At 71.1% G+C, this 26310-nt stretch carries 30 protein-coding genes; 18 read left to right on the forward strand and 12 right to left on the reverse strand.

Translation table 11 applies throughout. The annotated features are described in order from the left end of the window. Window positions 1-8 precede the first annotated feature (8 nt). The 3 genes from ACFY36_RS42945 to ACFY36_RS42955 form a co-directional block, all read right to left on the reverse strand. On the reverse strand, window positions 9-956 hold the full coding sequence (locus ACFY36_RS42945) for a methyltransferase (RefSeq protein WP_499751690.1): 948 nt from the start codon (window positions 954-956) through the stop codon (window positions 9-11). Between the two features lie 28 nt (window positions 957-984). Then, entirely contained in the window at window positions 985-2163 is a 1179-nt protein-coding gene (locus ACFY36_RS42950; RefSeq protein ID WP_499751691.1) for an MFS transporter, read from the reverse strand. A gap of 209 nt (window positions 2164-2372) precedes the next feature. Further along, the gene (locus ACFY36_RS42955) at window positions 2373-2753 is read right to left on the reverse strand and encodes an NYN domain-containing protein (protein ID WP_499751692.1); all 381 of its coding nucleotides are present in this window, start codon (window positions 2751-2753) and stop codon (window positions 2373-2375) included. A gap of 130 nt (window positions 2754-2883) precedes the next feature. Here ACFY36_RS42955 and ACFY36_RS42960 point away from each other — a divergent pair, with 130 nt between their 5' ends. Further along, window positions 2884-5409: an ATP-dependent Clp protease ATP-binding subunit gene (locus tag ACFY36_RS42960; RefSeq protein WP_499751693.1), complete on the forward strand. Its 2526-nt coding sequence runs from the start codon at window positions 2884-2886 to the stop codon at window positions 5407-5409. 25 nt (window positions 5410-5434) lie between these two features. On the opposite strand, the gene ACFY36_RS42965 is transcribed toward ACFY36_RS42960, so the two are convergent. Together ACFY36_RS42965 and ACFY36_RS42970 are read right to left on the reverse strand one after the other, a co-directional pair. Then, a complete protein-coding gene (locus ACFY36_RS42965; RefSeq protein WP_499751694.1) occupies window positions 5435-6430 on the reverse strand; it encodes a LysR family transcriptional regulator in 996 nt (331 codons plus the stop codon). Between the two features lie 100 nt (window positions 6431-6530). After that, window positions 6531-7112 (reverse strand): hemerythrin domain-containing protein, encoded by a 582-nt coding sequence (locus ACFY36_RS42970; protein WP_499751695.1) that lies wholly within the window; start codon window positions 7110-7112, stop codon window positions 6531-6533. A gap of 68 nt (window positions 7113-7180) precedes the next feature. Between ACFY36_RS42970 and ACFY36_RS42975 the strand changes: the two genes are divergently transcribed. Both ACFY36_RS42975 and ACFY36_RS42980 read left to right on the forward strand, forming a co-directional pair. Continuing rightward, the gene (locus tag ACFY36_RS42975) at window positions 7181-8488 is read left to right on the forward strand and encodes a M20/M25/M40 family metallo-hydrolase (RefSeq protein WP_499751696.1); all 1308 of its coding nucleotides are present in this window, start codon (window positions 7181-7183) and stop codon (window positions 8486-8488) included. Window positions 8489-8511: 23 nt separating this feature from the next. Next, window positions 8512-9183, forward strand: coding sequence for a hypothetical protein (locus ACFY36_RS42980; protein WP_498652188.1), 672 nt, complete (start codon window positions 8512-8514; stop codon window positions 9181-9183). 51 nt (window positions 9184-9234) lie between these two features. Here ACFY36_RS42980 and ACFY36_RS42985 read toward each other — a convergent pair whose 3' ends face one another. After that, the gene (locus ACFY36_RS42985) at window positions 9235-9426 is read right to left on the reverse strand and encodes a DUF5703 family protein (protein WP_360254473.1); all 192 of its coding nucleotides are present in this window, start codon (window positions 9424-9426) and stop codon (window positions 9235-9237) included. Window positions 9427-9689: 263 nt separating this feature from the next. Between ACFY36_RS42985 and ACFY36_RS42990 the strand changes: the two genes are divergently transcribed. Beyond that, the gene (locus tag ACFY36_RS42990; RefSeq protein ID WP_499751697.1) at window positions 9690-10427 is read left to right on the forward strand and encodes a nucleotidyltransferase family protein; all 738 of its coding nucleotides are present in this window, start codon (window positions 9690-9692) and stop codon (window positions 10425-10427) included. A gap of 97 nt (window positions 10428-10524) precedes the next feature. Continuing rightward, window positions 10525-10854, forward strand: coding sequence for a hypothetical protein (locus ACFY36_RS42995; RefSeq protein WP_499751698.1), 330 nt, complete (start codon window positions 10525-10527; stop codon window positions 10852-10854). A 7-nt stretch (window positions 10855-10861) separates the two neighbouring features. Here the strand turns inward: ACFY36_RS42995 and ACFY36_RS43000 are convergent, their stop codons facing one another. Beyond that, the gene (locus ACFY36_RS43000; protein WP_499751699.1) at window positions 10862-11839 is read right to left on the reverse strand and encodes an aldo/keto reductase; all 978 of its coding nucleotides are present in this window, start codon (window positions 11837-11839) and stop codon (window positions 10862-10864) included. 129 nt (window positions 11840-11968) lie between these two features. Between ACFY36_RS43000 and ACFY36_RS43005 the strand changes: the two genes are divergently transcribed. From ACFY36_RS43005 to ACFY36_RS43035, 7 genes are all read left to right on the forward strand, one after another. Further along, window positions 11969-13021 (forward strand): LLM class oxidoreductase, encoded by a 1053-nt coding sequence (locus ACFY36_RS43005; protein ID WP_498687369.1) that lies wholly within the window; start codon window positions 11969-11971, stop codon window positions 13019-13021. Continuing rightward, on the forward strand, window positions 13021-13695 hold the full coding sequence (locus ACFY36_RS43010) for a histidine phosphatase family protein (RefSeq protein WP_499751700.1): 675 nt from the start codon (window positions 13021-13023) through the stop codon (window positions 13693-13695). Before ACFY36_RS43005 ends, ACFY36_RS43010 begins: the two co-directional genes overlap by 1 nt. Before the next feature lie 109 nt (window positions 13696-13804). Further along, window positions 13805-14413: a DUF3090 domain-containing protein gene (locus ACFY36_RS43015; protein ID WP_498652184.1), complete on the forward strand. Its 609-nt coding sequence runs from the start codon at window positions 13805-13807 to the stop codon at window positions 14411-14413. After that, window positions 14410-15225: an SCO1664 family protein gene (locus ACFY36_RS43020; protein ID WP_499751701.1), complete on the forward strand. Its 816-nt coding sequence runs from the start codon at window positions 14410-14412 to the stop codon at window positions 15223-15225. Before ACFY36_RS43015 ends, ACFY36_RS43020 begins: the two co-directional genes overlap by 4 nt. A gap of 52 nt (window positions 15226-15277) precedes the next feature. Next, window positions 15278-16519 (forward strand): cysteine--1-D-myo-inosityl 2-amino-2-deoxy-alpha-D-glucopyranoside ligase, encoded by a 1242-nt coding sequence (mshC, locus tag ACFY36_RS43025; protein ID WP_499751702.1) that lies wholly within the window; start codon window positions 15278-15280, stop codon window positions 16517-16519. A 408-nt stretch (window positions 16520-16927) separates the two neighbouring features. Then, window positions 16928-17239 carry a hypothetical protein gene (locus ACFY36_RS43030; RefSeq protein WP_499751703.1) on the forward strand — a complete coding sequence of 104 codons (312 nt, stop codon included), beginning with the start codon at window positions 16928-16930 and terminating at the stop codon, window positions 17237-17239. Window positions 17240-17343: 104 nt separating this feature from the next. Next, on the forward strand, window positions 17344-17895 hold the full coding sequence (locus tag ACFY36_RS43035) for a P-loop nucleotide/nucleoside kinase family protein (protein WP_499751704.1): 552 nt from the start codon (window positions 17344-17346) through the stop codon (window positions 17893-17895). On the opposite strand, the gene ACFY36_RS43040 is transcribed toward ACFY36_RS43035, so the two are convergent. From ACFY36_RS43040 to ACFY36_RS43050, 3 genes are all read right to left on the reverse strand, one after another. Then, window positions 17881-18672, reverse strand: coding sequence for a GntR family transcriptional regulator (locus ACFY36_RS43040; RefSeq protein WP_499751705.1), 792 nt, complete (start codon window positions 18670-18672; stop codon window positions 17881-17883). The two genes, ACFY36_RS43035 and ACFY36_RS43040, sit on opposite strands and share 15 nt — an antisense overlap. A gap of 104 nt (window positions 18673-18776) precedes the next feature. Continuing rightward, a complete protein-coding gene (locus ACFY36_RS43045) occupies window positions 18777-19646 on the reverse strand; it encodes a PAC2 family protein (RefSeq protein ID WP_499751706.1) in 870 nt (289 codons plus the stop codon). A gap of 115 nt (window positions 19647-19761) precedes the next feature. Continuing rightward, entirely contained in the window at window positions 19762-20313 is a 552-nt protein-coding gene (locus ACFY36_RS43050) for a hypothetical protein (RefSeq protein ID WP_499751707.1), read from the reverse strand. Between the two features lie 58 nt (window positions 20314-20371). Here ACFY36_RS43050 and ACFY36_RS43055 point away from each other — a divergent pair, with 58 nt between their 5' ends. Beyond that, a complete protein-coding gene (locus tag ACFY36_RS43055) occupies window positions 20372-20791 on the forward strand; it encodes a GNAT family N-acetyltransferase (RefSeq protein ID WP_499751860.1) in 420 nt (139 codons plus the stop codon). Here the strand turns inward: ACFY36_RS43055 and ACFY36_RS43060 are convergent. Beyond that, on the reverse strand, window positions 20754-21524 hold the full coding sequence (locus tag ACFY36_RS43060; protein ID WP_499751708.1) for a CDP-alcohol phosphatidyltransferase family protein: 771 nt from the start codon (window positions 21522-21524) through the stop codon (window positions 20754-20756). The two genes, ACFY36_RS43055 and ACFY36_RS43060, sit on opposite strands and share 38 nt — an antisense overlap. A gap of 103 nt (window positions 21525-21627) precedes the next feature. Between ACFY36_RS43060 and hpt the strand changes: the two genes are divergently transcribed. From hpt to ACFY36_RS43085, 5 genes are read left to right on the forward strand one after another with little or no spacing between them, the layout of a single operon-like run. After that, entirely contained in the window at window positions 21628-22194 is a 567-nt protein-coding gene (gene hpt, locus ACFY36_RS43065) for a hypoxanthine phosphoribosyltransferase (RefSeq protein ID WP_499751709.1), read from the forward strand. Continuing rightward, on the forward strand, window positions 22191-23018 hold the full coding sequence (locus tag ACFY36_RS43070; RefSeq protein WP_499751710.1) for a helix-turn-helix domain-containing protein: 828 nt from the start codon (window positions 22191-22193) through the stop codon (window positions 23016-23018). The genes hpt and ACFY36_RS43070 overlap by 4 nt, the downstream gene beginning before the upstream one ends. Before the next feature lie 9 nt (window positions 23019-23027). Beyond that, entirely contained in the window at window positions 23028-23741 is a 714-nt protein-coding gene (locus ACFY36_RS43075; RefSeq protein ID WP_499751711.1) for an SDR family oxidoreductase, read from the forward strand. Window positions 23742-23758: 17 nt separating this feature from the next. Further along, window positions 23759-24547 carry a hypothetical protein gene (locus ACFY36_RS43080; RefSeq protein ID WP_499751712.1) on the forward strand — a complete coding sequence of 263 codons (789 nt, stop codon included), beginning with the start codon at window positions 23759-23761 and terminating at the stop codon, window positions 24545-24547. Window positions 24548-24559: 12 nt separating this feature from the next. Beyond that, entirely contained in the window at window positions 24560-26005 is a 1446-nt protein-coding gene (locus ACFY36_RS43085; protein ID WP_499751713.1) for an RNA-guided endonuclease InsQ/TnpB family protein, read from the forward strand. Here the strand turns inward: ACFY36_RS43085 and ACFY36_RS43090 are convergent. Continuing rightward, complete coding sequence (locus ACFY36_RS43090) at window positions 26002-26277, reverse strand: YggT family protein (protein WP_499751714.1); 276 nt, start codon at window positions 26275-26277, stop codon at window positions 26002-26004. The two genes, ACFY36_RS43085 and ACFY36_RS43090, sit on opposite strands and share 4 nt — an antisense overlap. Window positions 26278-26310: the final 33 nt, after the last annotated feature.

The raw sequence follows: 26310 nt of genomic DNA on the forward strand, positions 1-26310 counted from the left end.
AACCCGGCCTACCTCGGTCCCCGGGTGGCGACGAGCATGACCAGCGCGATCCGCTCGGCGTCGCCGTAGCGCGGGCCGTCGAGCTCCTCGCCGTACACGTCGGGGTCCAGCTCCCGATAGGTCCAGGCCAGGCCGGTGCCGGTGAGGTGCTCGGCCGCGGCCCGCTGGAAGAGGTCGCGGCCGCCGACCACGCCGGCGCCGCTGAACAGCAGCAGCGAGCCGTGCGGGGCCAGGTGGGCGGCGGCCTGGTCCAGGATGGCGGTCGACAGCGCGTGCGGCTCACCGCCGAGATACGTCTGCCGGCCCGGATCGAACATGAACGGCGGGCAGGACACGATGAGGTCGAAGGTGCCGCCCACGTCGTCGAGCAGGTCGCCGGGGCAGTGCCGGACACCGGGCGTGCGGGCCAGCGCGGCGTTGACGCGGGCGAACCGCAGGGCCTCGGGGCTGACGTCGGCGGCGAGCACTGTCGCACCGGGCCGGCGCCGCGCGACCGCGATGGCCCGGGCGCCGATGCCGCACCGGATGTCGACCGCCCGCCGCACCGGCCAGGCGCGGGCGTCGATGTGCGCCGCCACGGCGCGGGCCATGGCACGGGTGCAGGCGCCGTAGAAGACCGAGCCGGGCCGGTCCGGGGAGGCGGAGTGCACGAACAGGCCGTTGTCGCAGATCGAGAAGCGCACCGTGCTGTGCCACTCGTCGCCGTCCTGATCGAGCACTCCGGCCTCGTCCATCAGCTCCACGATCGGGCCCGGGAGCACGCCCGGCCCGAACGGCCGGCTCCACCCGAAGACGTCGCGGAACCCGAAGGCGTACGCGTTGTGGGATCGCCGGTTCACCCGCTCGTGAGTGGCCGGCGTGACTGCGGTGAAGCGGTAGCGGGCTTCCTCGAGCTTGCGGCCGAGGCCGACCAGCGCGGCGTCGGCGCTGTCGAGATCCCGCACGGGGACGGTCATACCCGCCGAGTCCCCTATATCGGGCAAATCATGCATCTCGGTTCGGGTGGCGTGCCACGTAGGACATGGCCCCGACCGCCAGGACGGCGGCCACCGGCGCGAAGGCGAAGCCGTAGCGGATGCCGGCGTCCGTGAGGGGCCCGGCCACGGCCGCGCCGAGGGCGCTGCCGACGCTGAAGGCGGTCATGATCCAGGCGAACGCCTCGACGGCGGTGCCCTCGGGGGCGAGGCGGTCGGCGGTGAGGAAGACCGCGGTCAGCAGCGGCGGGAGCATGATGCCGCTGACCGCCAGCAGGACGGCCATCGGGGCCGGCCCGGGCGCGATCAGCAGCGGCAGATATCCGGCCGTGAACCACAGGGCCAGCAGCGGCAGGCGGCGGGGGCCGCCCGGCGTCGCGCGCGTATAGAGAAGGCCACCCACGAGCGCGCCGCCGGCCTGGGCGGCCAGGAGCCAGCCGGTCAGCGAGCGGTCCCCGGCCGCCTCGGCATAGCCGGTCAAGACCACCGGGATGCTTCCGACGCCGGCGCCCGCGCAGGCGATGCCGGCGACCATGACGGCCAGGCGGTGCTCGCGCAGCGGGCCCAGCCAGTGCCGGCGGGCCGGGCGGCCCCGCCAGCGGCGGACGGCGGGCGCCCGGACGAAGGCGGCCACCCCCGCCAGTTGCAGCACGGCCGCGGTGACCAGGCCGGCCGCCGGCCCGCCGATCGCGACGGCGGCCAGGGTGACCAGCGGCCCGGCCACGAAGATGACCTCCTGAAGGGCGACGTCGAGGGCGTACGCCGCGTGCACCGCCGCCGGGGGCACGAGATCGGGCCAGAGGGCCCGCAGGCAGGCCTCCATCGGCGGGGTGCCCAGGCCGGCCAGGGCCGCGCCGGCGACGATCGGGGCGGTGCGGCCGTCGCTGAGCACGACGAGCGCGTAGCCGGCGGCGGAGACCAGGGCCGAGCCGTAGAGGACCGGCGGCTGCCGCCACCGGTCGACGGCCCGGGCCAGCGCGGGCGCGCCGGCGGCCATGCCGGCGGTGAAGACGGCGACCAGCGCCCCGGCGGCGGCCAGGCTGACCGTCTCGCGGGCGAACAGCAACAGGGCCAGCGGCGACGCGCCGAGCGGCAGCCGCCCGACCTGACTGGCGGTGAGGACGAGCGGGACGAAGGGCCGGCGCAGCACGGCACGGGCGCCGGCGCGCGGATCTGCGGATGCGGACATGTGACTCACTCCGGGGGTCCGGCGGACAGCCGCGGCCGGAGCCGAACTCAGCGGCGGCGGCGAGGACGTGAGCTCAGCGCGAGCGCGCCGGACGCCGGAGCGAGGTCGCGGCGCTCGTGATCGTCGCCGTACAGGGGGAGCGGGGGAGTGAGCCAGGTCCCAGCGGGAGCCCAGGGCGGGGCTACCGTCCGTGGGAGCATCGTCACACTTTAGCGCCTCGGCACGCTCGACGGGCCCCTCACTTCGGCCCCCAGTTGTGTCACCCGGTCGCGCAATCCCCGATCGGCCGTCACAACCACGATGCGCCTGGGTGCGGCTTCCCCACGTACCAGATCGACGATCTTGTCATCGCCCGAGCCGTCGGCGCGCTCCACGCGCACGCCGCCCTCGGCCGGCGGGGTCTCCCGGGCCTTACCCTCCACCACCAGCACGACCTCGACCGGGCCGGCCAGATCGGTCAGGCCGTTCTCCATGATCGGCGTCAATGCGTCGCGCAGCCGCAGGGCCGCGCCGCGCCGGTCACGCCACCACCCGTCGGGTACCGAACCCACGACATTGGCCCCGTCGACGATCACCAGAGGTACGGTCATGAAGTTGAGCCTACCCGAGTCAACTTTTGCTCCGGATCGGGAATCAATCGATCCGGCACGGCGCTGATAGGGGTCGTGCAAGGTGGGTAAAGGCCCCCGGCACAACGGCTACGGAGAAGAGAGAAGACGTATGAGCATCGGACCGATCGGACCGGGCGGGCCCGGTCAGTGGGACGACTTCTTCGCGCGCTTCTTCGGCGCGGCGGACCCGCGCCGTTCGCAGCGCATCGATATCACCAAGTACATGAGCGGCGACGCCCGCGAGGTGCTGTCCGCGTCGGCGCGCCGGGCGGCCGAGCTGGCCGACCCCGACCGCACCATCGCCGACCTCGACACCGACCATCTGCTCTGGGCGACCCTCCAGCTCGAGCCGATGAAGCAGACCGTGCGCCGCGCCGGCGCCGACCCCGACTCGCTGCTGGCCGCCCTCGGCCGCCCGGCCGGGGTCAGCGAGGAGCCGCCCACGCAGGTCCAGTTGACCCCCGCCGCCAAGCGGGCGCTGCTCGACAGCCTGCAGATCTCGCGCGCGGTCGGCGCCTCGTACGTCGGCCCCGAGCACATCCTGATGGCCCTGGGCCTCAACCCCGACTCGGCGGCCGGGCGGCTGCTGGGCGGCAAGCTCGACCCGCAGGCGCTCCAGCAGTCGGCCGAGCCGCAGCAGGGCGCCCCGCGCCCCGGCGCTCCGCGCGGCGGTGGCAGCGGCGGCAACGCCAACACCCCCACCCTCGAGCAGTTCGGCGTCGACCTGACCGAGCTCGCCCGCCGCGGCGAGATCGACCCGGTCATCGGCCGCGCCAGCGAGATCGAGCAGGCCGTCGAGATCCTCTCCCGGCGTACCAAGAACAACCCCGTGCTGATCGGTGAGGCGGGCGTCGGCAAGACCGCGATCGTGGAGGGCCTGGCCCAGCGCATCGTGGACGGCGACGTGCCGCTGACCCTGGAGAACAAGCGGGTCATCCAGCTCGACCTGGCCGGCCTGGTGGCCGGCACCCGCTACCGCGGCGACTTCGAGGAGCGCCTGCGCAAGGTCATCGACGAGATCCAGGACTCGGGCGACCAGCTGATCGTCTTCCTGGACGAGATCCACACGCTCGTCGGCGCCGGTGGCGGCGGCGAGGGTGGCGGCATGGACGCCTCGAACATGCTCAAGCCGGCCCTGGCCCGCGGCAAGCTGCGGGTGGTCGGCGCGACCACGCTCGACGAGTACCGCAAGCACATCGAGAAGGACGCGGCCCTGGCCCGTCGCTTCCAGCCGGTGCTGGTGGGCGAGCCCAGCGTCGAGGACACCGTGTCGATCCTGCGCGGCCTGCGCGACAACTACGAGGCGCACCACCAGGTGCGGATCACCGACGAGGCCCTGCAGGCCGCGGCGGAGCTGTCCGACCGCTACATCACCGACCGGTTCCTGCCGGACAAGGCGATCGACCTCATCGACCAGGCCGGCGCCCGGGTGCGGCTGAGGGTCAAGACCCCCGACGCCGACGTACGGGAGAAGGAGCGCCGCCTCGAGCAGCTCTCCCGCGACCGTGACCAGGCGGTGGCGGCCGAGAACTACGAGAAGGCGGTGGCCCTCCGCGACGAGATCAACTCGCTCAAGGAGCAGATCGCGACCGCGGGCGTGACCGGTGACGGCGTGCCCCAGGTGACCGACGCCGACATCGCCGACGTCGTGTCGCGGGCCACCGGCATCCCGGTCGCCCAGCTCACCGAGGAGGAGAAGGAGCGCCTGCTCCGCCTCGAGGGCTATCTGCACGAGCGGGTGGTCGGCCAGGACGACGCCGTCGAGGCGGTGGCCGAGGCGGTCCGCCGCTCGCGGGCCGGGCTCGGCGACCCGGACCGGCCGGTGGGCAGCTTCCTGTTCCTGGGACCGACCGGTGTCGGCAAGACCGAGCTGGCCCGGTCGCTGGCCGAGGCGCTGTTCGGCGACTCGGACCGGATGATCCGGCTCGACATGAGCGAGTTCCAGGAGCGGCACACGGTGTCGCGCCTGGTCGGCGCCCCTCCCGGCTACGTCGGCTACGACGAGGCGGGTCAGCTGACCGAGGCGGTTCGCCGCCGCCCGTACAGCGTCGTGCTGCTCGACGAGATCGAGAAGGCCCACCCGGACGTCTTCAACATCCTGCTCCAGGTGCTCGACGACGGCCGGCTGACCGACAGCCAGGGCCGCACGGTGAGCTTCAAGAACACCGTGCTGATCATGACGAGCAACCTCGGCTCGGACATCATCAGCGGCACCCGGCGCAGCGTCGGTTTCGGCACCGGCTCCGGTGGCGCGGCCGAGGAGGAGCTGCGGGACCGGCTCGACCGCCGGCTCAAGGAGCAGCTGCGGCCCGAGTTCATCAACCGGATCGACGAGATCATCGTCTTCCGGCAGCTCGAGCAGGAGCAGGTCCGGCAGATCACCGAGCTCATGCTCGACGAGACGCGGCGGCGCCTGCACGCGCAGGACATCAGCCTGGAGATCACCACCGAGGCGATCGACTGGCTGGCCGAGAAGGGCTTCCAGCCCGAGTACGGCGCCCGCCCGCTGCGCCGGGTCATCCAGCGTGACCTCGACAACCGCCTGTCGAAGATGCTGCTCGGCGCCGACCTGGCGCCCGGGCAGAAGGTCAAGGTCGGCGCGGCCGACGGCAAGCTGACCTTCGAAGCGTCCTGACGTCAGTCGCGACCAGGGGCCCGGCTCACGCCGGGCCCCTGAAGCTGTTGGCCAAACCGTCGTAGACGCCCAGGTGGGGATAGTCGACACGCCAGTCGAGGTAGGCCGGGTTGCGCGCGGCCACCTCGACGTACGCGTCCTGGGCCATCTCGATCAGCTTGTGCGCGCTGAGCGCGGCCGGCGAGTCGGGATGCCACCCGATCACGTAGCGCCAGCGCAGGGGAGCCCCGCGCAGCGGACGGTGGGCCAGCCCGGCCGGGGCCCGGAACGTCGGCTGGCACAGTCCCAGGGCCGAACCGGCCTCGACCATGTCGACGCAGCCGCGGATGTCGCTCTCGAGGACCCGCCGCGGGGTGAAGCCGGCCCGCGCGCAGGCCGCCGCGAAGCAGTCGCCGAAGCAGCCGTCGCCGGTGCCGGCCACCCACTGCTCGTTGGCCAGCTCGGCCAGGTCGACATCGGTGCCCTTGGCGTTCGGGTGGTCCTCGGGCATGAGCACGCACACCGCGTCGACCGCGACCGTCTGCCACACCAGGCCGTAGTCGGCCGACGGGATGGCGTCGCCGCACACGCCGACCTGGCAGTAGTCGAGCTTGCCGGCGATCACCATGTTGGCCAGCTCGTCGACGTAGTACGAGGCGTACGTGGTGATCTGGGCCTCCGGCTCGGCCATCGAGAGCCGGTGGACCATGCCGCCCAGGATGGGACCGCCGATCGCGCCGAACCGGTAGCGGCTCATCCGGCCCTCACCGGACGCGCCGGCCAGCCGGGCCGCCTCGTCCTGCAGGCCTTTCATGGCCGGCAACAGCACTCGGGCGCGGGCCAGGACCAGCTCGCCGAGCGCGGTCGGGCGCGCGCCCCGGCGGTCCCGCTCGAACAGCGGCCCGCCCAGGGTGCGCTCGATGCGCTGCAGCTGCGCGGTCAGCGCCGGCTGTGCGAGCCCCAGCTGCGATGCCGCCTTGGTGACACTGCCGGTCTCCGCGATGGCGCAGACCACCTTCAGGTGCCGCAGCTCCAGGTTCATAGCGTGACGTTAGGACCACATATACATAGATGGCTAGACCTACGCGCCTTCGAAACATCCCCCACTTGTGACAAATGGGTTAACGAATCCGGTGTTTTCCCTACAAATCCTTGGCGTACGTCGTGCGACGAGTGACGGCATCGCGCAATTTGTCCACCACGGCCACGGCCGGATCGACCACCTTGTTCCACGGGGGAGTGGACGGGGTGGCCGGGTGCGGGCGGGTCGGCGCGGCCTCCTGGGCCGTCTCGAAGCGGTTGCCGACGCGGATCAGATCCTCGATCGGGACCATCTGCGTCAGAACCGGAAGAAGCTCCTCGGCGTCCGCGTCGACGTGCCGGCGCACGGCCGCGGCCACGTCGGCCTTCGCCGAGGGATCCCGTTGCAACTGTTGCAACGTGACCAGCAGGGCCTGATCCTCGGCCAGCTCGCGGTCGGTGAGCTCCTCGCCGCCGGGCACCACCTTGCGGATCGCCGGGTACAGATATTGCTCCTCGCAGCTGAGGTGCCGCGACAACGTGGCGATCACGACGTCGGTGACCCTCCTGTCGTCCGGGTTCGCCAGCATGCGGTCGCAGAGCTCGAGCAGCTCACGGTGCTCTCGGGTGATGACGTCGACGACATTGCGCCCGGTGGTCTCGCCACCCATGGGCGGAAGCGGGGGAAGATTCAGCGAAGTCACGGCCGTCACGTTTCCCCAAGTGGCGCTCCCCACAAACCCCCTTAACGATCTGCTGGTAGGAATAGCGGATGAAGACCACCGCCGTCGACGAGGTCACCGGCCTCTGCCGTGACCTGCTGCGCATCGACACCACGAACACCGGCGACCCGCGCACCACGGTCGGCGAGCGCGTCGCGGCCGAATACGTCGCCGGGAAGCTCGGCGAGGTGGGCATCGAGTCCGAGATCCACGAGTCGGCCCCGACGCGGGCCAATCTGTTCGCCCGCATCCCCGGCGCCGACCGCAGCCGTGGCGCCCTGATGCTGCACGGCCACCTCGACGTGGTCCCGGCCGACGCGAGCGAGTGGTCGGTCGACCCGTTCTCCGGTGAGGAGAAGGACGGCTACCTCTGGGGCCGCGGCGCGATCGACATGAAGGACTTCGACGCGATGATGCTCGCGGTGGTCCGCGAGTGGCAGCGCACCGGCTACGTGCCGCCGCGCGACATCGTGCTGGCGTACACGGCCGACGAGGAAGCCGGCATGGAGTACGGCTCGCAGTGGCTCGTGCGCAACCACCGCGACGCGTTCGAGGGCGTCACCGAGGCGATCGGCGAGGTCGGCGGCTATTCCTTCACCGTTAACGACGACCTGCGCCTCTATCTCGTGCAGACCGCCGAGAAGGGCCTCGACTGGCTGCGCCTGAACGCCACCGGCCGCCCCGGGCACGGCTCGTTCGTGCACGACGACAACGCGATCACCACGCTGGCCGAGGCCGTCTCCCGGGTCGGCCGGCACCGCTTCCCGACCGTGCTCACCCCGACCGTGCGCACCTTCCTCGAGCAGATCAGCGAGGCGCTCGACGTCGAGCTCGACCCGGAGAAGCCCGAGGAGGTCATCGCCAAGCTCGGCCCGATCGCCAACATGATCGGCGCCACGGTCCGCAACACGGCCAACCCGACCCGGCTCGAGGCGGGCTACAAGGACAACGTGATCCCCGGCCGGGCCAGCGCGACGATCGACTGCCGCACGCTGCCCGGGCACGCCGACGCCTTCCTGGCCGAGCTGCGCGAGCTGATCGGCCCCGGCGTCGACATCGAGCACGTCTCCCAGCAGACGGCCGTGGAGACCGGCTTCGACGGGGCGCTGGTCGAGGCCATGAGCGACGCCCTGCGGGCCGAGGATCCGGCCGCGCGCACCATCCCGTACATGATGTCGGGCGGCACCGACGCCAAGGCCTTCTCCACCCTGGGGATCCGGTGTTTCGGGTTCGCCCCGCTGAAACTCCCGGCCGACCTGGCGTTCTCCTCGTTGTTCCATGGCATTGACGAGCGGGTCCCGGTCGAGGGGCTAGAGTTCGGCGTGCGTGTGCTCGACCGTCTGCTCCGTAACAGCTGATTTGTGTGGAAGGACCCACTCCGATGACTGACCAGAACGCGGAGCTCGACGCCGCCCTCGAGCGGGTCGTCGAGGCCGCCCGGGCGCACCTGACAGCGGTCAAGGCGGCCGAGGGCCGCATGGACGACGACGACGTCTGGCAGGCGTACGTCAACCTCAACAACGCCTCTTTCGCGTACGACGAGAAGATGCTGGACGCGTACGGCGAGGTGACGCCCTGGGACGTCGAGTCGATCGACCCCGACGAGGCCGACCAGCGCTTCGGCTTGGGCGTCGACGGCTTCGACCCGGCCGAGTCGACCGACCCCTACCCGCAGGTCCTCTCCGTGCGCCAGCGCCGCGACTACCGCGTGCCGAGCATCTCGGCGCTGCTGCGGCGCGCCGAGGTGGCCCGGCGCAGCGCCGTGCCGGAGGACGAGGACCCGGGCGCGGTCGAGACGGTCGGCGAGGCCGTGCTCGAGCTGCTCCAGGCCGGCGACGGCTCGCTGTCGTCGCTGGACGTGCCCGAGCTGGAGCCGCTCGACGGCCTGCTGACCGTCAGCGAGATCTCCGAGCCGCTCGACCTGGAGGCCTTCGAGGACTCCGACGGCGACGGCCCGTTCGCCCCGAAGCAGGGCGACCTGCTGGTCGGGCGCCTCGACGAGCACCCGTACCTGCCGGACGAGGAAGAGGACCACGCCGGTCACCACCACTGAGCATCTTCGGTTGTAGCCAAGAAAGGCCCGTCCGCAACGGACGGGCCTTTCTCAGTAGCTCAACCCCGGCTGCGGGGTCGGCTGCACACGACGGCGGAGCATCACCTTGCGGGTGCCGTCCCGGTAGAGCTGCACGCGCGCCAGCTCCCAGCCCGAGAACTCCGCCTGAATGGCGAGCTGCGCCGCCGCGGTCAACCGATCGACATTCGAGGGCAACCTCAGCGGCGCGTATTCGTAGTCCATGGAAGCTAGAGTGCACCTCTTCCAGCCCCTCCGACAAGCTCTGACCAGCGGTTATTCACTCTGAGCGACACCCGGAGCAGAGCGGCGAAGCGTGTATTGCCGGATCTCGCCTGGTCAAGCCAGGTCCGAACGCCGGCGTTGCGGCAGAGGTCACAAACCGCCGTCCGTGACTACCGGTACACCGCCCAGAGGATCGAGGCGCGAGGACCGGGGGCGGCCGATAGCCTGGGCCGCAGCCATCGTGAAGGGCATAGGTGAACAGGGTGCGTGTCGCTAAGACGGACGTGATCGCCGGCCTCGATGCAGTCACCGCGAGGGACCTGGCGAGAAAGCTCTTTCGCCACGAAGCCTTCCCCATCGAGGTAATGGCTCGCTACCGAGGTTGCGGCCAAGCGGAGGCGCGCGACCTCCTTGCCGCCCTCGCGGAAGAGGGATACGTCGAGCCGGACCCGCGCAGCGTCAATGACACCGGGCAATGGTGGCGGACCACGGTCAAGGGCAATGCTCTGGCACAGGCCGGCTTCGGTCGACCGGTGAGTCGCGCCAAGGCGGAGGAGCTGTTGGCGGGAGTGTTGGCACGCGCTCGCGCGTACAACGCCGACCCGGCCCGGCTCTACGCCATCGCCTCGATCACGGTCTTCGGAAGCTATCTGGATTCTGCTGCAGATCGCCTCGGCGACGTGGACTTGAAGGTTGACGTCGTCCCGCGCGGCAATGGGGAGGAATTCTTCCGGAAGGTGCGGAAGCAGGGCTACGAGAATGCGGCCGCTTCGGCATCGTTCATGGACGAGCTGCATTGGTCGAGCAGGGAACCCATGAAACTTCTGCGTAACAGGTCCGCCTACATCAACCTGACGGACGAGGACATCACGGCGCTGACGGATCGATATCGTGTCGTCTACGAATTGGCCACCGACCCAGCGGCCATACAGCTGGACGTAAGTCAGTACCCCGACCAGATCTTCGCGGGTAGCCCGCTGGCCTCCTTGATAACCAGGTAAACGCCGACAACTCTCGGCCGGCAAGGACAGGCAACGCCGATGTCGGGCCCGGTGCTGGGAAAGCGCGTACCGTGTGCGGCACTTCTACACTGCGGCCATGGAGGGCTGGCTCGACGGCGCTGACAAGGTCGCGTCCGTCGTGGGTGGAGTGATCGTGCTGGTGGGCGCGGTGATCGGCGTGCGGCGGTGGCGCCGGAGCCGGCGGGAAGCTGAAGCCGACGCCGAGCTGCGGGCGATGCGGCACGCCATCGCGAAGTCGAGTCTGCTCTCGGCGAAGGCGAAAGCCACGATCGCGAACCGGGGGAGCCACTGGGTGAACCGGCCCCGATCGATGAGGCGCTCCTCGCTTGCCGTGCGGCTCGGGGTCGTCGCCGGGGTGGTGGCGCTTGTTCTCGTCGTCGTGCTCGCCGGGGAACTGGCCAAGTGACCGGGCGTCAGGCCTCGCCGTCGCGCTCGGGGTAGCCCACGTCGATGGCGGAGACGTCGTCGAGGGCGTTGGCGATCTCGGCCGGCAGGGTCAGGTCCTCGCTGAGCAGGGCGCCCTGGAGCTGGCCGGCCGTGCGGGCGCCCAGGATCGGTGCGGCCACGCCGGGGCGGTCGCGCAGCCAGGCCAGGGCGACCTCGACCGGTGAGACGCCCAGGCCGGCGGCCGCGGTGACGACCGCCTGGACGATGCTGGAACTACGGGGTTCCAGGTACGTCTGCACGAAGGCGGCCAGATGTTCGGTGGCGGCCCGGGAGTCGAGCGGGCGGCCGTTGCGGTATTTGCCGGTCAGCACGCCCCGGCCCAGTGGCGACCAGGCCAGCACGCCGAAGCCGAGGCCGGCCGCGGCCGGCAGGAGTTCGCGTTCGATGCCCCGCTCCAGTAGCGAGTACTCCATCTGGGAGGCCACGATCGGCGCCCGGCCGGGATAGGCCGCCTGCCACGTGGCGGCGCGGGCGGTCTGCCAGGCCGCGAAGTTGGAGACGCCCACGTAGCGGACGCGGCCGCTGTTCACGGCGTGATCCAGGGCTCCGAGAGTCTCCTCGAGGGGCGTCATGGGGTCGTACCCGTGCACCTGCCAGAGATCGACGTAGTCGGTGCCGAGCCGGCGCAGCGACGCGTCGAGCGAGCGCAGCAGGTTGCCGCGGGAGCCGTCGCGGGTGCGGAAGCCGTGCGGAGTGAGGCCGGCCTTGGTGGCGATGACCACCTCGTCGCGGGGGACCAGGTGGTCGAGCAGCGAGCCGATCACGGCCTCGGCGTCGCCGTCGCCGTAGACGTCGGCCGTGTCGAGCAGCGTGCCGCCGGCCTCGAGGAAGAGTTTGAGCTGCGCGGCCGCGTCGTCCGGGTCGGTGTCCCGGCCCCAGGTCATGGTGCCGAGGGCGAGCCGCGAGACCGCCAGCCCGCTTCGGCCGAGCGGTCGCTGTTGCATGAGTGAACCTTATTCAGACAGTCTCCATAGGGAAATGCTGACGCCCAGGTCGAACCGGTCGGTTACCTGACCGAGATCACCGAGCGTGGGCCACTAGGCTGCGAACAGCGAAAATGGAGGGGAGCGCACGTGCGTCTGGGACTGAGCCTCGGTTATCAATCGGCGTGGAGCACACCGCAGGACCATCTGGCGATGGCCCAGGAGGCGGACAGGCTCGGCTACGCCGTCGCCTGGTCGGCCGAGGCGTACGGCTCGGACACGGTCAGCATGCTCTCGTGGATCGCCGGGCAGACCCAGCAGATCGACCTGGGCGCCGCCGTGATGCAGATCCCGGCCCGCACCCCGGCCATGACCGCGATGACCGCGGCCACCATCGACACGCTCTCCGGCGGCCGTTTCCGGCTCGGCCTGGGCGTCTCCGGCCCGCAGGTGTCCGAGGGCTGGCACGGCGTGCGTTTCGGCAAGCCGCTCGGGCGTACCCGGGAATATGTCGAGATCGTCAAAATGGCGATCGCCCGGCAGCCGGTCTCGTATCAGGGCGAGCACTACACGCTGCCTCTGCCGGACGGGCCCGGCAAGGCGCTGCGGCTCGGCTTCCACCCGCCGCGCGAGGCCATCCCGATCTACCTGGCCGCCGTCGGCCCCAAGAACCTGGAGCTGGCCGGCGAGATCGCCGACGGCTGGCTGGCCATCTTCTTCGCGCCGGACGCCGCGGGGGAGTATCTGCAGCACATCGAGCGTGGCCGGGCCAAGAAGGGCCTGGGGCTGACCGGTTTCGACGTGGCGCCGACGGTGCCGGTGGTGCTCGGCGACAACGTGGCCTGGTGCGCCGACGTGATCCGGCCCTACGCCTCGCTCTACGTGGGCGGCATGGGCAGCCGGGAGCAGAACTTCTACAACCAATTGGCCGTACGCATGGGGTACGCCGACGCCGCGGCCAAGGTTCAGGATCTCTACCTCAGCGGCAAGAAGGCCGAGGCGGCCGAGGCCGTGCCGCAGGAGTTCATCGAGCGCACCTCGATCCTGGGCAACAAGATCCAGGTCAAGGAGCGGATCAGGCAGTACGCCGCGGCCGGCGTCGGCACGCTCTCCATCAGCCCGTACGTCGGCGATCTCAAGAGCGGCCTCGACACCCTCCGGATCGTCGCCGAGGCGTACGAAGAATCCGGCGTGGCCGAGTAGTGGCCACCGTTCTGCTGCTCCGGCACGGGCGCACGACCGCCAACGCCACCGGCGAACTGGCCGGCCGGCTCCCGGTGGAGCTCGACGAGACCGGGCGCCGCCAGGCCGAGCGGGCCGGTGAGCGGCTGCGCGCGCTGCCGCTGGTGGCCGTGGTGACCAGCCCGCTGATCCGGTGCCGGACGACCGTCGAGCTGGCCCTGCCCGGTGCCACGCCGGTCGTGGACGAGGCCTTCACCGAGTGCGGCTACGGCGACTGGGAGGGTCGCCCGCTCAAGGAGCTGGCCAAGGAGGATCTGTGGCCGGTGGTGCAGCAGCATCCCAGCGCGGTGGTCTTCCCGGGCGGCGAGGCGATGGCGGCGATGTCGGCGCGGGCGGTCGCGGGCGTACGGCGATGGGACGCCAAGATCACGGCGGAGCACGGCCCGGAAGCCCTCTGGGCGGTCTGCAGCCACGGTGATGTGATCAAGGCCATCGTGGCCGACGCGCTCGGCCTGCACCTCGACCAGTTCCAGCGCATCGTCGCCGACCCGGCCTCGGTGACCGTGATCCGGTACACGCCGACGCGGCCCTTCGTGGTGCGCGTCAACGACACCTCGGACCTGTCGTCGCTCGTGCCCCAGGCGGCTGTCGCCTCCGACGCCGCCGTGGGCGGCGGTGCGGGAGCCGGGGTCTGAGAGCAGAGTGTGACCGGCGTGTTACCGCTGGCTGGTGAGCGTTGCGCCGTGGGCGAACCCGGCCCTGTGGGGATGCGCGGGGCCGGGTGAGGGTGGATAGGGTTGTTCCATGACCCACCAGGTGCACTCCTTCGAGCCGCCCGAGCGGTTCGTGGCCGGGACGGTGGGCGAGCCGGGCGACCGGACCTTCTTCCTCCAGGCCCGCGGTGGCGGCCGGGTGATCAGCGTCGCGCTGGAGAAGGTCCAGGTGTCGCTCCTCGCCGAGAAACTCGAGGAACTGCTCGTCGAGGCGAACAAACGGTTCGGTGTCTCGCTGCCCGAGACGGCCATGCTCGCCGGGCACGACAACGAGCCGCTCGACGTTCCGGTCGACGAGGAGTTCCGCGTCGGCACGCTCGGGCTCGCCTTCGACGTCGACACCAGCACGGTGGTGATCGAGGCCATCGAGGCGGGTGAGTCCGAGGTCGAGATCGAGCTCGGCGGCGACCCGGGTGACGACCCGGACGACGACGACGTCGAGGACGACGAGGACGAGGACGACGAGCCCGACGACGACCTCGACCGGCTCCGCGTGCGGCTGACCCCCGAGGCGACCCGTGCCTTCATCGACCGGGCCCGCCGCGTGGTGGCCGCCGGCCGGCCGCCCTGCCCGCTCTGCGGCCAGCCGCTCGACCCGGCCGGCCACCTCTGCCCCCGGCACAACGGCTACCACCGGTGACGGCTGAGCCCGCGGCGGCGCTGGCCGAGAGCGACGCCCTCGAGCTGCTCGCCCACGGCGAGATGGAGATCGAGGGCCGGCTCGTCGACGCCTCGAACACGACGCTGCGGGCCGAGATCACACTGTCCGGCGTGACCCGGCGCTGTGTCTACAAGCCGGTGCGCGGCGAGAAACCGCTGTGGGACTTCCCCGACGGCACGCTGGCCGGGCGCGAGGTGTCGGCCTATCTCGTGTCCCAGGCCACGGGCTGGGACCTGGTGCCGCCGACGATCCTGCGGGACGGGCCGCTCGGCTCGGGCGCCCTGCAGCTGTGGATCGACGAGCCGGAGGATCTGACGCCGTTGATCGGCTTCGTGCCGGCGTACGACGTGCCCGAGGGCTGGATCGCGGTGGCCAACGCCCGCGACGACGACGGCGACGCGTACGCGCTGGCCCACGCCGACGACCAGCGCCTGGCCCGGCTCGCGGTCTTCGACGCGGTGATCAACAACGCCGACCGCAAGGGCGGCCACGTGCTCTACCCGGCCACCGGCTCGGTGCACGGCGTCGACCACGGCGTCTCGTTCCACGTGGAGAACAAACTGCGCACGGTCCTGTGGGGCTGGACGGGCAAGCCGTTGATCGACGAGGCCGCGGCGCTCCTGCCCCGGCTGATCGCCCAGCTCGACGGCGAACTGGGATCGGCCCTCGAGGAGCACCTGACGATCTCCGAGGTGCAGCACGTGCGCCTGCGGGCCAAGCGGCTGCTGCGCGCGGGCCGCTTCCCGCAGCCGCCGCAGGACTGGCCGGCGATCCCCTGGCCGCCCGTGTAGTAGGTCACGGACGCGCGCCTTTGTTCCTACCAGCTGGATAGGCTTCACAACCATGGACGCTTGGACCGGGCACGATGTGCCGACCCTGCCCGGCTCGGGGCAGCCGCCGCGCCTGTACGACTCGGCCCGCCGCTCGGTGCAGCCGTCCGAGCCGGCCGGCGACGCGGCGACGATGTACGTCTGCGGCATCACCCCGTACGACGCCACCCACCTGGGCCACGCCGCCACGATGATCACGTTCGACCTGGTCAACCGCCTGTGGCGCGACAACGGCCACGAGGTCCGCTACGTGCAGAACGTGACCGACATCGACGACCCGCTGCTCGAGCGGGCCGAGCGTGACGGCGAGGACTGGATCGTCCTGGGCATGCGCGAGACGGCCCTGTTCCGCGAGGACATGGAGGCCCTGCGGATCATCCCGCCGGCGCATTACGTGGGCGCCGTCGAGTCCATCCCGTCGATCGTGGCCCACGTGAACAAGCTGCTCGCCGACGGCGCGGCCTACACGCTCGACGACGGCACCGGCGACGTGTACTTCGCCATCTCGGCCGCCCCGCGCTTCGGTTACGAGTCCGGATACTCCCGCGACGAGATGACCACCCTGTCGGCCGAGCGCGGCGGCGACCCGGCCCGTGCCGGCAAGCGCGACCCGCTCGACCCCCTGCTGTGGCGCGGCGCCCGCGACGGCGAGCCGGCGTGGGACGGCGGCGACCTGGGCCCCGGCCGCCCCGGCTGGCACATCGAGTGCACGACGATCGCCCTGAACCTGCTGGGCGACACCATCGAGGTGCAGGGCGGCGGCAGCGACCTGATCTACCCCCACCACGAGTGCTCGGCCGCCCACGCCGAGACGCTGACCGGCGCCGAGCCGTTCGCCGCCCACTACGTCCACGCCGGCATGATCGGCCTGGAGGGCGAGAAGATGTCGAAGTCCAAGGGCAACCTGGTCTTCGTGTCCCGCCTGCGAGGCGACGGCGTGGACCCCATGGCCGTACGCCTGGGCCTGCTCTCGGGCCACTACCGCACCGACCGCGAGTGGACCGACGAGGTCCTGAAGGCCGGCGAGGACCGCTTGGCCCGTTGGCGGTCCGCCGCCGCCGCCCCCGCGGGCCCGTCGGGCGAGGGCCTGCTGGCCGCCGTACGGGAAAGCCTGTCGAACGACCTGGACGCCCCGGCCGCCCTGGCCCTGGTCGACGCCTGGTCCGAGGCGGCCCTGTCCGCGGTCGGCGACGACACCGAGGCCCCGGCCCTGATGTCCCGTACCGTGGACGCTCTGCTGGGCATCCGCCTGTAACGCCCCGGTTCCGCTCCCCAGCCCCCGGTTCCGCTCCCCAGCCCCCGGCTCCGCCTTGCAGCGCCCGGCGCTGACTCAGCGGGGCCCGGTCCGCCTTGCAGCGCCCGGCTTTCTTCGGATTGCCGGGCGCTTCTTTTCGCCCGGCTGCCGAATTTCCTGGCGTGTCGCGCCCAGCGCCGTTCTTCGCGCGCTCGCCGCCCCTGTTCGCGACCTTCCCGCGCGGGACCGGCGTCCTTTTCCGCGATCGGCGGCAGGCCGCCCCGCGAGGACTTTAGACGGTGATCTTGGGTTACTGGGCGGTTTGGGGATTTCGTACGCGGTCGGTCGTACCTATCCGAAATCAGCCACATTTTGCCGACAAACGGTCCAGACTTTCGGTGGTCAAACAATCGTCCGAAAGGAAATACCATGCGTCGTCCGGTCATGTACGTTGGGGGTCTTCTGCTGGCTGCCGGTGCGAGCCTCGCCTTCGCGGGTCCCGCCTCCGCCGCTGCCTCCCACGACAGCCACGCAGCCGTCGTCGCCAACAACCCGTGGGGCAACGACGTCGACTTCGACTACGACTACGACTCGCGGAGCTACGACCTCGACTACCGCCTCCACAACGAGGACAACGACGAGTACACCCAGGTCAGCCTGCTGAACCTGCTCAGCCCGAACGGCGAGAAGAACCAGGGTCTGGGTCTCGGCCTCCTCGGCAACGGCGGCACCTTCAGCTGACCAGCCACACCCGCACGGCTCCCGTAGCCGTCGACTGGAACCCCGGGGCGCCCACTTTGGACGCTCCGGGGTTTTTCGTTTTCCGCCGGAGCACCATGGAGCGCATGAACGAGGCACCCACGCTGTTCCTGATGGTCGGCCTTCCCGGTTCGGGGAAGACCTTTCGCGCGCGGCAGCTGGCGGCGGAGCGTGGCGCCCTGCGGCTCACCGCCGACGAGTGGGCGCTCACCCTGTTCGGCCCGGACGACCGTCACCAGGAGCCCGGCGGCAAACGGTGGCTGCTGGAGGGCCGGCTCGTCGCGCTGGCCCTCGACACCCTGCGCCTGCGGCTCAGCGTCATCCTCGACTTCGGATTCTGGTCACGCGACGAGCGCTCGGCCCTGCGCTGGATGGCCGCCTCGGCCGGGGCGTCGTGCGAGATCGTGTACCTGCCGGTCGACCGCGACGTGCAGTGGCGCCGGATCCAGGACCGCTGGAGGACCACGCCGGAGCAGGCGTTCCCCATGGCCGAGGAGGAACTCGGCCCGTGGCGGGAGCAGTTCGAGGTGCCCGGCGCGGACGAGCTCTCCGGTTCCTTCCTCCCATCGCCGCCGCCCGGGGATGCGACCTGGTTCGCCTGGGCTCAGCGGTTCTGGCCGTCCCTAGGTGAGGGCTAGGCCGGGCCCCGGTTCCGGCTCGGGCACCGGCGCGGGGATCCGGTACTCCTCGGTCAGTGTCGTCATGGGACCGGGCCAGGTGGCCTGGGCGACCTCGATGGGTTTGCGGGACTCGTCGAAGGCCACGTGCAGCAGGTGCAGCACCGGTGTGTCGGGGCGGATCTGGAGGATCTCGGCCTCGTCCCGGCTGGGCTGGCGGGCGCTGATCGTGTCGGTGGCCGAGGCGTACCTCTTGGCCAGCACCTCCTCGGCCTCCTGGTAGAGGGGCCGGCCGAAGGACTCGGGGCGCTCCAGCGAGGTGCCGCTGGCGTCGGTGACCCGGAACCATGAGGCGCCGAGCTCCACTGTGGCGTCGTCGGTTTTGACGATGTGGCGGCGCACCAGCATCTCGGTGCCGTCGCGGACGCCGAACGCGTCGGCCACCTCCGGGGGCGCCGGCTCGCGGCCCACGCTCACCAGCTGTTGCCGATATCGGGCGGCCAGGTCGGCGTGATAACCGCGATGGGCGCCGTAGCGGCCGCGGGACAGGCGGTTGAGGCGCCGCCGGGTGCCGCGCACATACGTACCCGAACCCGGTTTTGTAATGAGAATTCCTTCGACCCGCAGTTGGTCCACGGTGCGCTGGACCGTCTGCTTGGCCACGCCGAACATCTCGGCCATGGCGGGAATGGAGGGCAGCCGTTCGCCGGGCTGCCAGTCGCCGCGCCGGATGCGTTCCCGCAGCTGGGCGGCGATCTGCCGGTGAGGGAACTCAGCGGCGCCGGGATTGATCGTCATGCGACCTCCTAGACCCTAGGTTCCTAGGATGCGTCAGAGGCGGTGTGACACGCGGCAGCGACACGCCCGGCCCGCTCGGAAAGACGGCCGGGCGTGCGGAAGCGCTACCAGGAACCGGCGGTGGGGCCGGCTGAGCCGCCGCGGCGGCGGAGGTATTTCTCGAACTCGCTGGCGATCTCGTCGCCGGTCAGCGGCTGGATGCCCTCGTCGCCGACCCGCTCTTCGAGCTCGCGGACGTATTCACCCAGCTCGGCGTCCTGCTCGGCGGCGGCCCGGACGCGCTTCTCCCACTCGTCGGCCTCCTCGGCGAGGTCGGTCATGGGCACCGGCAGGTCGAGCACGTCCTCGAGGCGGCTGAGCAGGGCCAGCGTCGCCTTGGGGCAGGGCGGGTTGTTGGCGTAGTGCGGCACGTGCACCCAGAACGACAGGGCGTCCAGCTCGGCCCGCCCGGACGCCTCCTGGAGGACGCCGACGATGCCGGTGGGGCCGTCGTAGCGGGTCGGCACCACCTTGTATTTCTCGGCCGCGCCCTTGTCGGTGGCGGAGCCGCTGATCGGCAGGGGCCTCGTGTACGGCACGTCGGCCAGCAGCGCGCCCAGCAGGACGATGCGGTTGACCTCGAGGCTGTGGCAGATCTCGAGGATCTGCTCGCAGAAGGTGCGCCAGCGCATGCTCGGCTCGATGCCGCGGATCAGCACCACGTCGCGGTCGCTGCCGGGCGGGCTGGCCACGGTGAACCGCGTCGTCGGCCACTCGATCTTGCGGGTCTCGCCGTCGGACATCGTGACGGTGGGCCGGCTGACCTGGAAGTCGTAGAAGTCCTCCGGGTCGATGGCGGCGATCTCGCGGGCCTGCCACACCTGCTCGAGGTGTTCCACGGCCGCGGTCGATGCGTCCGCAGCATCGTTCCAGCCCTCGAAGGCGGCGATGGCCACGGGGGAGCGGAGCAGCGGAAGGCCGTCGAACTCAGTCATAGGCAAAGCCTACTTGCGCCCGCACCGCAGCACCCGTCGGCCGCGCCGCGCTCAGCGCTCCCGCATTTCGCCGCTAAAACGGCAAAATCGAGTTATTTGGTACGTCACCAGGACGTCAGACTTTGGCCGGGATGCGCCGATGCAGCTCCGCGATCAGCACTTCGGGGCCCGGCGACATGAGGCCGACGTCGACGAGGTAGGCGACCCGGCCGTCCCGGCGCCGGGTGCGGGGCGCGCGGCCCGGCCCCTCCATCTCCTGGGCGAACTCGCCGTCGCGCGGGGTGACGATCAGCTCGGCGAAGGGGCCCCGGTAGCGCAGTGCCACCGTGTCGACCCCGGCCCAGGGCAGGTGGACGGGCCGGCGGCCGGTGGCGGCGAAGTCGAGGCCGCGCATGGACGTGTGCAGCCACCCGAGGCGGTTCCACACGGCCAGCATGAGCAGGGCCGAGAGGACGACCGGGACGATCAGCGCCAGCTCCACGGTGACGACCAGGCCGCCGGCGGTGAGAGTGTCGCCCAGGGCCATGCGCAGCAGCGTGAACAGCCCGAGCGTGGTCACCCAGACGGCGGCCACGACCCAGAGCATGGTGACGAAGACGTTGGCCCGGGGCTGGAAGAACGTCAGCGTGTCGTCGTCCGGTCCGAGCACTTCGTCGATGTGCGCCACGCTCGAATTATGACCGATCTTTCCGTACATAGCGGGCGATTATGGATGGGTGGACGTGATGCGACTGACCGGGCCGCCGTACGGCGAGGCGGCGAAGGTGCTCGACGAGTACCGGCAGCACTACGGGGCCAATCCCGCGCCGGAGGCGGTGGAGGCGTGGCTGCGGGAGCAGGTCGAGGCGGGCCGTATGAAGGTGTGGGCGGCCGACGGCGCGATCTGCACGGTGGCGGTTGTCCCGGCCGCGCTGACCCTGCGTACGGTCTGGCTGATCCGGGATCTTTACGTCCGTCCCGCGTCGCGCCGGCAGGGGCTGGCCCGGGCGCTGCTGGCCGCGGTCGAGGAGGAGGCTCGGGCCGGCGGCGCGCACCGGCTCTCCCTGCAGACCGAGACCGCCAACGTCCGGGCGATCGACCTTTACGCGACGAGCGGCTTCGCGGCGGTCACAGAGGTGACAGTGATGGACGATGTGCTCGGGTGAAGTTGTAGAGCCGGTAGATCAGCAGCAGCTCGAACGCGACCAGCAGCAGCGACGACAGCACGGTCAGCGCGACGATCTGCTTCAGGACCGGCCCGACGATGAAGACGAACATCATGAACTCGATGCCGCTGAACAGATGCGGCCGGATGCGGCGGCCGACGAGCAGGTTGCGATATTTCCACCAGCCCGGCGCCTCGGTCATCCCGACCGGCGCGTCGACGACCACCACCGGGTCGGGGGCGCCGACCTCGGCCCGCACCTTGCCCATCTGCAGCGCGTTCAGATAGCGGAACATGTCGAGGAAGATCACCAGGCCGGCCATCCAGACGTACACGAAATCGTGCGTCGCCTGATATTGCCCGCCGAACAGGCCGACCGCGCAGGCCAGCACCCGCAGCCGGTCGAACACGTAGTCGAGCCACGACCCGAACGGCGACGACTCCTCCCGCAGGCGGGCGATCTTGCCGTCCATGCAGTCCAGGACGAAGCTGAGGTGGAACAGCAGCGCGCCGGCGAGCAGCCAGGGGTAGCTTGCACGCCAGAAGCACAGCGCCGAGCCGAGCCCGACGATGAAGGCCAGTACGGTCAGCCGGTTGGGCGTGACCGAGCGGAAGGGGGCCACCAGCTTGACGAGCCGTGCCGCGAGCGGATCGACCAGCAGGACGGTCCACCACGCGTCCTTCTCCTTGTACGTCCGCGACCGGATCTCGTCGAGGGTGTAGTGCCGCGCCATGCCTGCCGCCCCATGAAGGTGAACTTCGGACTTCGCGGACCTTACTAGAACCTGAATCGTCCTGGAAAGACAAAGATCCTCAAGCACCCGGGAGGTCTTCGAGGTGGACGCCAACCACGTCGCCGGTGATCTCGAAACGGTGATCCTGACCGAGGAGCAGATCCTCGCCCGGGTCGCCGCGTTAGCCACCGAGCTTCACGACCGCTACAACGGCGACGTCCCCGTGCTGGTCGGTGTGCTGGGCGGCGCCGCGACCTTCACGGTCGACCTGGCCCGCGCCTATCCGGCCCAGGCCGAGATCGGCTGGATGGCCATCAAGTCGTACAGCACCCGCAACCGGGCCTCGGGCTCCGTACGCCTGCTCAAGGACCTCGACGTCGACATCCGCGACCGTGACGTGGTCATCGTCGACGGCGTCATCGACACCGGCCTCACCATGACCTGGATCATCGCCAACCTGGCCCAGCGCGCCCCGCGCTCCCTCGCCGTCTGCGCCCTGCTCCGCAAACCGGAGACGGCCCGCTTCGCCGACACCCCGACGTACGTGGGCTTCGACGTCGGCCCCGGGCTCATCGTCGGCTACGGGCTGGACCACGAGGGCCGTTACCGGAATCTGCGCTGCGCCGCGGTCCTGTCTCCCCAGGTCTACGAGGTTCTCTCCAGCTCATGACCGGCCAGGTGCACTCGGTGCCGCTCGACGTGCCCGCCCTCCCGTGCGAGGTCGTGGTGGGCCGGTCCCGTCCGGCCCTGCGCGGCCTGGTGACCGGATATTCCGGGTTCCGGTCGGGCACGCGCGCTCCGGTCGCCCACCGGTTGCTGGCGCTGCCGTCCGCCACCCTGATCATCGACTTCGCCTCCCCGTCCGGCATCGTCACCGGCCCGCGCGCACAGGCGGCGACCGGCGGCGACACGACATGGGGAGAGGGCGTGTCGGCCGGGCTCACCCCGGCCGGTGTGGCCGCGCTGTCCGGCCTGCCGATGGGTGAGCTGGCCGGCGCCACCGTGCCGCTCTCGGCGCTGCTGGGCCCGTACGCCACCGAGCTGCCGGGCCGGCTGGCCGCGCAACCCGGCTGGGAGTCACGTTTCGACCTGCTCGAAGCGGCGTTGGGCGCCGTCTTCCGTTCCCGGCGGGCTGGGGTGGACCGGGCCGTGGCGCAGGCGTGGCGGCGGTTGCAGGAGGACGGGGCGCCGCGGGCCGGTGACGTCGCGGCGGGGCTGGGGGTGACCCGGCGGTGGCTGGAGCGGGCTTTCCGGCGCGACGTCGGTGTCTCGCCGGGGCAGGTGCGGCGGATCGCCCGGTTCCAGCGGGCGGCCGGGCAGTTCGGCCGGGGAACGGAGCTCTCGGTGGCGGCGGCCGGCAACGGCTACGTGGACCAGGCGCATCTGAGCCGGGAGGTGCGGGCGCTGGCCGGGCTCACGCCGGCCGAGCTGCGGGTGCTGTTCCAGGAGGCGGGTGCGCATTTGTACAAGACCGGGGCCGCGCCGGGGGCCTAGCTTGCGGGCATGACATTGACGGGGAAGACGGCATTGGTGACCGGTGGGTCGCGGGGGATCGGGCGGGCGATCGTGGAGCGGCTCGCCGCCGCCGGGGCGCGGGTGGTGTTCACGTACCGGGAGAACCGGGCGGCCGCCGAAGAGGTCACCGCGACGGTGCCCGGGGCCGTCGCCGTGCGGGCCGATCAGGAGGATCCGGGCGCCATCGCGGCGATGTTCGCGCCCGTGCGGGACGGGCTGGACATCCTCGTCAACAACGCGGCGCTCGTGGAGGCCATGCCGATCGAGAAGCTCGGCGAACAGGACATCGACCGGGCGTTCCTGATCAACGTGAAGTTCCCGCTGCTGGCCCTCCGCGAGGCGATCCCGCTGCTGCGGGACGGTGGCCGCGTCGTCAACATCTCGACGCTCAACACCGTGGCCGCGGGGCCGGGGCTGGCCCTCTACTGCGCCACCAAGGGCGCGCTCGAGCAGATCACCGCGGTCGCGGCCAAGGAGCTCGGGCCGCGCGGGATCACCGTGAACACCGTGTCGCCGGGCGCCACCGACACCGACCTGCTGCGCGCGGTGAATCCGCCGGAGGCGCTGGAGCGGGCGGCCGGGATGAGCCCTCTGGGCCGGCTCGGGCGGCCGGGCGACGTGGCGGCCGTGGTCGCGTTCCTGGCGTCGCCGGACGGGGGCTGGATCACCGGGCAGAACATCCGCGCCACCGGAGGTATGTAGCGTCTACTCTCGCGGGGGTGAAGATCGTGACGCGCGTCGATCACCCGGAGTTGCAGGACGAGGCCGCGACGGTCTTCCGTGAGCGCTGGCCGGAGTTCATCTTCCACGACGACGTGCCCAAGAAGTACCTCGGGCGGGTCGAGGAGCACTTCAGCTTCTTCGACGTGATGGCCCTCGGCGACGGCGGCGCCGTGCTGGCCGGCGGCTGGGGTGTGCCGCTGGCCTGGGACGGCACCGTTGAGGACCTGCCGACCGGCTACGACGGCGCGCTGGTCCGCGCGGTCGAGGGCTACGAGGCCGGCAAAGAGGCGACGACGCTGAGCTTCATGGCGGCGGCGGTGGGGGCGGCCCACGACAAGCGCGGTCTGGCCACCGCCGTGCTCCAGGAGCTGACGCGCCGGGCGTACAGCAAAGGTCTGGTGAATGTCATCGCGCCTTTGCGGCCGACGTGGAAACACCGTTATCCGACGGTGCCGATGGCCGAGTACGCCGGGTGGAAGCGGCCCGACGGGCTGTCGATCGACCCGTGGATCCGCACCCACCAGCGCATGGGGGCCCGGATCCTGGCGCCCGCCGCCGAGTCGATGGTGATCGCCGGGACGGTGGCCGAGTGGGAGAGCTGGACCGGGATGGTCTTCCCGGTGACGTACGACTACGTGGTGCCCGACGCCCTCAATCTGGTGAGCGTGGACGTCGAGCGGGACCACGGCGTCTACGTCGAGGAGAACCTGTGGGTCCAGCACACAGGTTTTTTCCCTGACGCTAGTGCGGTGTCCATGAACGTTGACCGGGTTCGACGGCCGTGACATTCTTGCTCTATGCCTAGACGTCGTGGCGCTAGCCCCGATCCGGTCGTGCACCGCACCGCCCGGGTCGGGCTGCGCCTGACCCGCGCGCAGCGGCAGCGTTGTTTCGGCCTGCTGCGCTCGGCCGGGGACGTGTGGGCGTGTGTGCTGGAGGTCAACGGCTGGCGGCGCCGGCGTGGGGACGCCCCGGCGGCGGGCTATCAGGAGCTGTGCCGCCTGCTGGCCGAGTCCGGACCCGGGACCTTCGGCGAGCTCGACAGCACAGGTGCCCGGTCGGTGTTACGGCGTTACTCGGATGCCTGGTTCTCCGCGGCCGCCCGCCGCAAAGCCGGCGCCCTCGAGGTGCGGTATCCGCGCCGCCGGCGCTCGTTGATGCCGATCCGCTGGTACCACGGCACCTTCGGCCTTGACGGACACCGCCTGCGGCTACCGGTCGCCCGGGGCTGCCAGGCGTTGCTGCTGCGGCTGGATCGGGCGGTGCCGTACCCGGTCGAGACCGTACGGTCGGTGACCCTGCTGTTCGCCGACGGCCGACTGAGCGTCGACGTCACCGCCGAACTCCCGGTCGCCGCCTACCCGGCCGGCAAGCAACCCGACCCAGACCGGGCCGCAGGGGTGGATTGCGGGATCATTCATCCGTTCGCGGTTGCTACCCGCGACGGTGCGGCGCTGCTGGTCTCCGGCCGGGCCATCCGCGCCGAACACCGCCTGCATTTGGCCGACAGCAAAGCCCGCCGCCGCGCCACCGCCGCCCGGGCACCCAGTAAAGGCCAGCGGGGGTCACGGCGCTGGCGTAAGACCCGCCGCCGCGCCCGGCTGGCCGAAGGCCGGCACCGCCGCCGCGTCCAGCAGGCCCTACATGAGGCCGCCAAGACGGTCGTCGGGTGGGCCGTCGAACAGCAGATCGGCACCCTGACCGTCGGCGATCCCCGCGGTGTGCTCGATCTGCCGGCCGGGCGGCGGCACAACCTGCGGCTGCGGCAGTGGCAGATCGGCCGCACCCTGCAAGTCCTGCAAGACAAAGCTGCATTGGCCGGGATCCGGGTGCATCTGGTCGACGAACGCGGTACCTCTTCGACCTGCCCACACTGCGGCAAGAGGATCACCAAACCGCGCGGCAGGGTCATGGTCTGCCGGCATTGTCGGTTCGCCGGGCATCGTGATCTCGCCGCGGCGTTCACCATCGCCGCCCGAACCCCGGGCAGCGTTACCACCACCGCACCCGCTCAGATGAGTGCTGTGGTCACGCACCGTCGAGCCGGACGGCACCTTCCCGGTGCCGGACCAGCACGGCGTGACCCCCGCCGCCACCCACCCCGGGCGGCGGCCGGCGGGTCAGTTGGCCGGCGGAGGCCCGCCCCACCTGCACTGGCGGGGAGTCGCTCGTCCACCCCTGTGGGCGAGGATCCACAACACCGCCGGAACCCCTCCGGCGAACGTTCGTGGACACCGCACTAGATGAACGCCCTCAGCAGGACAATCGCGAAGAACACGATGATGAAGGCCAGGTCGATGGACATGCCGCCGGCCCGGATGGGCGGGACGACCCGGCGGACGGGGGCCAGGATCGGCTCGGTCAGGTTGAAGACGCCGCTGGTCAGACGCGACCGCAGGCCGCCGGGGGCGGACGGGCCGGCCAGGACGACGCTCCAGTCGAGCACCGCCCGGGCCACGAGCAGCAGCTGCACCAGCAGGAGCACCAGGCTCACGACGGCGAGGACAGCACCCACGAGGAACCTCCAGTAACCGGATGGGTTGGTGCA

The organism is Actinoplanes sp. NPDC000266, assembly GCF_042899005.1.
Taxonomy (GTDB): domain Bacteria; phylum Actinomycetota; class Actinomycetes; order Mycobacteriales; family Micromonosporaceae; genus Actinoplanes.

Excerpts from the sequence above, each read along its gene's own strand:
- ACFY36_RS42945 (WP_499751690.1), bottom strand. The coding sequence starts at position 956 with ATGACCGTCCCCGTGCGGGATCTCGACAGCGCCGACGCCGCGCTGGTC.
- ACFY36_RS42950 (WP_499751691.1), bottom strand. The coding sequence starts at position 2,163 with ATGTCCGCATCCGCAGATCCGCGCGCCGGCGCCCGTGCCGTGCTGCGC.
- ACFY36_RS42955 (WP_499751692.1), bottom strand. The coding sequence starts at position 2,753 with ATGACCGTACCTCTGGTGATCGTCGACGGGGCCAATGTCGTGGGTTCG.
- ACFY36_RS42960 (WP_499751693.1), top strand. The coding sequence starts at position 2,884 with ATGAGCATCGGACCGATCGGACCGGGCGGGCCCGGTCAGTGGGACGAC.
- ACFY36_RS42965 (WP_499751694.1), bottom strand. The coding sequence starts at position 6,430 with ATGAACCTGGAGCTGCGGCACCTGAAGGTGGTCTGCGCCATCGCGGAG.
- ACFY36_RS42975 (WP_499751696.1), top strand. The coding sequence starts at position 7,181 with ATGAAGACCACCGCCGTCGACGAGGTCACCGGCCTCTGCCGTGACCTG.
- ACFY36_RS42980 (WP_498652188.1), top strand. The coding sequence starts at position 8,512 with ATGACTGACCAGAACGCGGAGCTCGACGCCGCCCTCGAGCGGGTCGTC.
- ACFY36_RS42985 (WP_360254473.1), bottom strand. The coding sequence starts at position 9,426 with ATGGACTACGAATACGCGCCGCTGAGGTTGCCCTCGAATGTCGATCGG.
- ACFY36_RS42995 (WP_499751698.1), top strand. The coding sequence starts at position 10,525 with ATGGAGGGCTGGCTCGACGGCGCTGACAAGGTCGCGTCCGTCGTGGGT.
- ACFY36_RS43000 (WP_499751699.1), bottom strand. The coding sequence starts at position 11,839 with ATGCAACAGCGACCGCTCGGCCGAAGCGGGCTGGCGGTCTCGCGGCTC.
- ACFY36_RS43015 (WP_498652184.1), top strand. The coding sequence starts at position 13,805 with ATGACCCACCAGGTGCACTCCTTCGAGCCGCCCGAGCGGTTCGTGGCC.
- mshC (WP_499751702.1), top strand. The coding sequence starts at position 15,278 with ATGGACGCTTGGACCGGGCACGATGTGCCGACCCTGCCCGGCTCGGGG.
- ACFY36_RS43030 (WP_499751703.1), top strand. The coding sequence starts at position 16,928 with ATGCGTCGTCCGGTCATGTACGTTGGGGGTCTTCTGCTGGCTGCCGGT.
- ACFY36_RS43035 (WP_499751704.1), top strand. The coding sequence starts at position 17,344 with ATGAACGAGGCACCCACGCTGTTCCTGATGGTCGGCCTTCCCGGTTCG.
- ACFY36_RS43040 (WP_499751705.1), bottom strand. The coding sequence starts at position 18,672 with ATGACGATCAATCCCGGCGCCGCTGAGTTCCCTCACCGGCAGATCGCC.
- ACFY36_RS43045 (WP_499751706.1), bottom strand. The coding sequence starts at position 19,646 with ATGACTGAGTTCGACGGCCTTCCGCTGCTCCGCTCCCCCGTGGCCATC.
- ACFY36_RS43055 (WP_499751860.1), top strand. The coding sequence starts at position 20,372 with ATGCGACTGACCGGGCCGCCGTACGGCGAGGCGGCGAAGGTGCTCGAC.
- ACFY36_RS43060 (WP_499751708.1), bottom strand. The coding sequence starts at position 21,524 with ATGGCGCGGCACTACACCCTCGACGAGATCCGGTCGCGGACGTACAAG.
- ACFY36_RS43070 (WP_499751710.1), top strand. The coding sequence starts at position 22,191 with ATGACCGGCCAGGTGCACTCGGTGCCGCTCGACGTGCCCGCCCTCCCG.
- ACFY36_RS43075 (WP_499751711.1), top strand. The coding sequence starts at position 23,028 with ATGACATTGACGGGGAAGACGGCATTGGTGACCGGTGGGTCGCGGGGG.
- ACFY36_RS43085 (WP_499751713.1), top strand. The coding sequence starts at position 24,560 with ATGCCTAGACGTCGTGGCGCTAGCCCCGATCCGGTCGTGCACCGCACC.